Source organism: Sporosarcina sp. CAU 1771, from assembly GCF_054482775.1.
This window is the reverse complement of the sequence record NZ_JBTLRN010000051.1, coordinates 1-4285: the sequence shown is the minus strand read 5'-3', so window position 1 is coordinate 4285 and position 4285 is coordinate 1. Positions and strand designations below refer to the sequence as shown.

Here is a 4285-nt window from a genome sequence, read left to right as displayed (position 1 = left end):
TTCCTCTCAACCTCCACTGATTTGATTCGACACCAATACAGTAGAGAAATTTTGGAAGGCTGGCAAGCCTTTTTTATTGTTTAAGAGTTGCAGCGTTATGTATTTTTCCTTTGCAAAACTCTGTACTTCTATTTTGCACTACACACCATGTGAGTATTGCGGACAGAATGAGCCACTAGTGTGGAGTTTTGAGCCACCGTTTGCGGAAGAAAGAGCCAGTAAGTGCGGAGAAGGAAGCCACTGGTTGATACAGGTGAAAATTAATAAACAGCCATTGGCGTGTTACCGTCCAATGGCTGTTAGTTTCATTTGAAGGTTTTATCTTCTAAATGCTTGTCAATAATATCAATGGCCCAACCAACAAGTTCATTATGATCTATATCTTCATCCTCAATCCATACGCAGGTGGACAACAGCTTCTCTTCTACTATCATCATCACTTCATCAGGTAAATACATGTGAAAAAAATACTTGGCTACACGATTTTCAACCTCTGACGGAATCATTTAGGTCCCCCCAATCCATGTCGCTCCCTCATCGAAACTTCGCCATCAACTAAGATCTTGTAGGAATCATGAACGATGCGGTCAAGAATCGCATCAGCTACCTGTGCCTGTCCTAACTTTGAGTGCCATCCTTCTGGTGAAAACTGTGAACAGAAAACCGTAGATGCTCTTTTAAATCTCGCTTCAATGATTTCCAGCACATGAAGGACATGTTCCTCCGAAAGGTCAGTTAATAACCATTCATCAAGGATTAATAAATCTATCTTTCGATATTTTTGGATGAGCTTACGGAAACTTCCGTCCGCTTCATATTTTGCTACAGCTAATTCATCAAGTAATTCAGGTAATCTAATATATTTCACTTTGTAAAATTGACGACAAGCATGAACGCCAAAGGCGTTTGATATCCAGGTCTTTCCGTTTCCCGATGCACCCATTAGTATAATGTTATGGTGATTCTGAATATAATTTCCTGACGCCAACTCAAGGATTAGTTTTTTATCCAAATTGCGATCAGGATGATATTCTATATCTTCAATAGCGGCTGTTGGGTCGTTAAATGTGGCTTGCTTAATCAAACGTTCCAGTTTATTTGATTTACGACGATCATATTCAAAATCAACCATCAGGTTAAAACGATCATCGAAATCCATTTTACTGTAGTCATTATTTTGTCCTTGTTGCTGATATAATTCTGCCATGGCACCCATTTTCATTTCTGTTAATTTGCGTAGTGTTTCTTCATTCATCATTTTTCATTCCTCCCAAAGTATTGAGCGCCACGAATAAACCCATGGTCATCGGCATCCATTTTACGGCTACTAGTATCTGTTTTTGACTGTTGTTTTCGTTTTCTACTTCTATCCAATATGCCCTTCAGAACAGAAACAGTAGGGTTTGTTGATATTTCAAGTAATATTGTAGTTGCCTTTTCTAGTTCTTCTCCGGGGTATTTTATTTCTAAGTTTCTGAGTGTCCCAAGTATATTTAGGGCTTTCTTCTCCACATTCACTTTCAAAATCTGAGTAACAAACTTCTCCACAGATGGTCCAATTGTTTCTGCCCACTGTCTATTATTTTCAGGGTTATGTTCAAAATATAGTCGGTGATTATCGGGCATATGATCTGTATTTGTAGAAAACTGTCCCATTTCACCATTTAATCGTTTATGAGATGCAATTCGGGCTTCTTTGAAGTAAACTTCAATTAAATCCGTAGTTAGTCGAATGTCGACAGACTCCCGGACATAATCATATGGAACGGAATAATACATTCGTTCAACTTGGATGTGGTAGTTCAGTTGGACTTTTGCTGTTTTCCATTCCGATAGTTTATAGCGTGTTAGAGGAAGCTGCTGAAGGTAGGATTTCTCTTCTTCCTCAAACACCTTTTTACGGGAACCAGGTCGTTTTTGAAAATCGGAAGTATTGATTTCTTCTAACTTTTCAAAGATTCGTTGATTTAAATCTTCGATATGGAAACACTGGTAATTCCTTAGCGGAGCGATAATCTGCCTAGAAATGTAACCAACAGTTCCTTCAACACTCGCTTTATCTTTTGGTTTCCGAACACGGCTCGGAATAATAACTGTACGATAATAATCTGCTAGTTCACGATAGGCTTCATTTAGAACAGGCTCACTTCGATGAGCTTTTGTAACCCCTGTCTTCAAATTGTCGGGAACTAGGGTTTCAGGAACGCCTTCAAAGTACTCAAATGCATGAAGGTGAGCGATCAGCCAACAAGCGGACTTCATATCTAAAAATGCCTCTACATAACTAAATTGGCTGTATGGTAATGTCGCAATAAAGACGTATGCTGGAATCATTTCTCCTGTTGACCGATCAATAATTGCTAGAGTTGAGCCGGCCAAATTTCAGGTACCTGTGCTAGACACTATTCAGACAATACACTACAATTACATAAAAATTGAAAGAGGACACCGAATAATATAGTAATTTGTCGATGTCCTCTTGGGTTTTTATCCATAAGTCATGAATATTCATAATTGGACCTGACACACAGGTACCTTTTTTTCAATTATATCGAGTGAAATTAACATATCTTTGACTGTAATGATAATTCCGTAGATGGTAAAAAATGTTTTTTAAATTTCAGGTACCTGTGCTAGACACTATTCAGACAATACGCTACAATTGCATAAAAATCCAAGAGGGAACCGACTATATAGAAATTAGTCGATGGCCTCTTGGTTTTTTATCCATAAGTCATGAATATTCATAATTGGACCTGACACAGATACCTTGCAAGCAACTCCCTGTAAACGCTATACTAGAATGGACAGTTATCGCCAAACAAGATTGAACACTTTTCGACACTAAATAACCCTACTAATCTATACTTATAGTTAAGATTAGGGGGATCTGAATATTGCAGATGAATTGAGCCACTTGTGCGGAGTTTTGAGCCAGTCACTGCGGAAGATAGAGCCACCAAGTGCGGAACAGAGAGCCACTATATATAGTAAAACCTCTTGTATAATAAAGTAGCATGCAAATCAGCATGACACTAATATACAGGAGGTTTTTTTATGGTTAATTATCGAAAGATTCTGGAACTATATTTTGATGGCATTAGTCAAAGAACTATTAGTTCTAGTACTGGCCACTCAAGAAATACGGTCTCTGAATTTCAGGTACCTGTGCTAGACACTATTCAGACAATACACTACAATTGCATAAAAATTGAAAGAGGACACCGACTATATAGAAATTTGTCGATGTCCTCTTGGGTTTTTATCCATAAGTCATGAGTATTCATAATTGGACCTGGCACAGGTACCTTTCACTCGTCCGTCTTTCATGAAAGTCGTTAGCTTTCGCCATTGATTCAACGTATACGTGATCGCTGAACCGGTTGCCGATTTGGGCGCCACGACTTCTTTTTGTTCATTGAGCCATGCCAAAAAAGCATCCAGCACAGGCTGACTGTCTTTAAACCTTATTTTTAAGCGCTCTGTAGCGCTTTTATCCTTTATTTTGCGTTCAATTGTAAATAATTGATTACAGAAATTAAGTCCCTTTTTAGCAATAGTAGATCGAGTCGCACCAGGAGGTGCTCCTTTTAATGCTTTGAGGGCTTCATCAAATTTCCTACGCGCATGTGCCCAACAGCCTGCGAGTTCAATATGTTGAAGTGATTCATAACCTGCATATCCATCGACATGTAGATAGCCTGAATACCCCATCAAAAAACTCTGTGGATTTTCTTTTGAACGACTTGCACGGTAATCAAAAAGTACAATCGGCTTTTCCGAAACACCGCTCGTTGTAAACGCTATACTAGAATGGACAGTTATCGCCAAACAAGATTGAACACTTTTCGACACTAAATAACCCTACTAATCTATACTTATAGTTAAGATTAGGGGGATCGAAAGGTGAAAAAATTAATGTTATATCTAGAAATTCAACAAATGGCTCAACAAAAGTTTTCAATTCTACAGATTTCTGAACAACTAAAGATATCGAGAACAACAGTGTATAAATATTTAGAAATGTCTTTTGAAGAGGCGACAGAGTGGGCTAATTCACTGAGTACCAGAAAAAAGATTCTTGATGAGTATAAAGAGTGGATTATAGCTTGGTTAAAGGAGTATCCACATTTGAGCGCCGCACAAATAAAGGATTGGTTATTGGAAAGGTATCCAGATCTTAAAGTGGCTGACAGTACAACTAGACTTTATGTTAATGAGATTCGTGAAGAATACCAAATTGCAAAGACAAAAAAAGTTCGTCAGTATGAAGCAGTTGAAGAAC

At 38.1% G+C, this 4285-nt stretch carries 5 protein-coding genes; 1 reads left to right on the top strand and 4 read right to left on the bottom strand.

What is annotated here, in order from left to right:
- Positions 1-305 precede the first annotated feature (305 nt).
- From ACXYMX_RS16920 to ACXYMX_RS16905, 4 genes are all read right to left on the bottom strand, one after another.
- The gene (locus ACXYMX_RS16920) at positions 306-506 is read right to left on the bottom strand and encodes a hypothetical protein (RefSeq protein ID WP_459045419.1); all 201 of its coding nucleotides are present in this window, start codon (positions 504-506) and stop codon (positions 306-308) included.
- The gene (gene istB, locus ACXYMX_RS16915; protein WP_459045418.1) at positions 503-1258 is read right to left on the bottom strand and encodes an IS21-like element helper ATPase IstB; all 756 of its coding nucleotides are present in this window, start codon (positions 1256-1258) and stop codon (positions 503-505) included. Before istB ends, ACXYMX_RS16920 begins: the two co-directional genes overlap by 4 nt.
- On the bottom strand, positions 1255-2334 hold the full coding sequence (locus ACXYMX_RS16910; RefSeq protein ID WP_459045417.1) for an IS21/IS408/IS1162 family transposase: 1080 nt from the start codon (positions 2332-2334) through the stop codon (positions 1255-1257). The genes istB and ACXYMX_RS16910 overlap by 4 nt, the downstream gene beginning before the upstream one ends.
- Before the next feature lie 939 nt (positions 2335-3273).
- A complete protein-coding gene (locus ACXYMX_RS16905; RefSeq protein ID WP_459045416.1) occupies positions 3274-3855 on the bottom strand; it encodes an IS66 family transposase in 582 nt (193 codons plus the stop codon).
- Between the two features lie 51 nt (positions 3856-3906).
- Between ACXYMX_RS16905 and ACXYMX_RS16900 the strand changes: the two genes are divergently transcribed.
- The coding region (locus tag ACXYMX_RS16900) for a helix-turn-helix domain-containing protein (RefSeq protein WP_459045415.1) at positions 3907-4285 on the top strand (379 nt) is incomplete at its 3' end.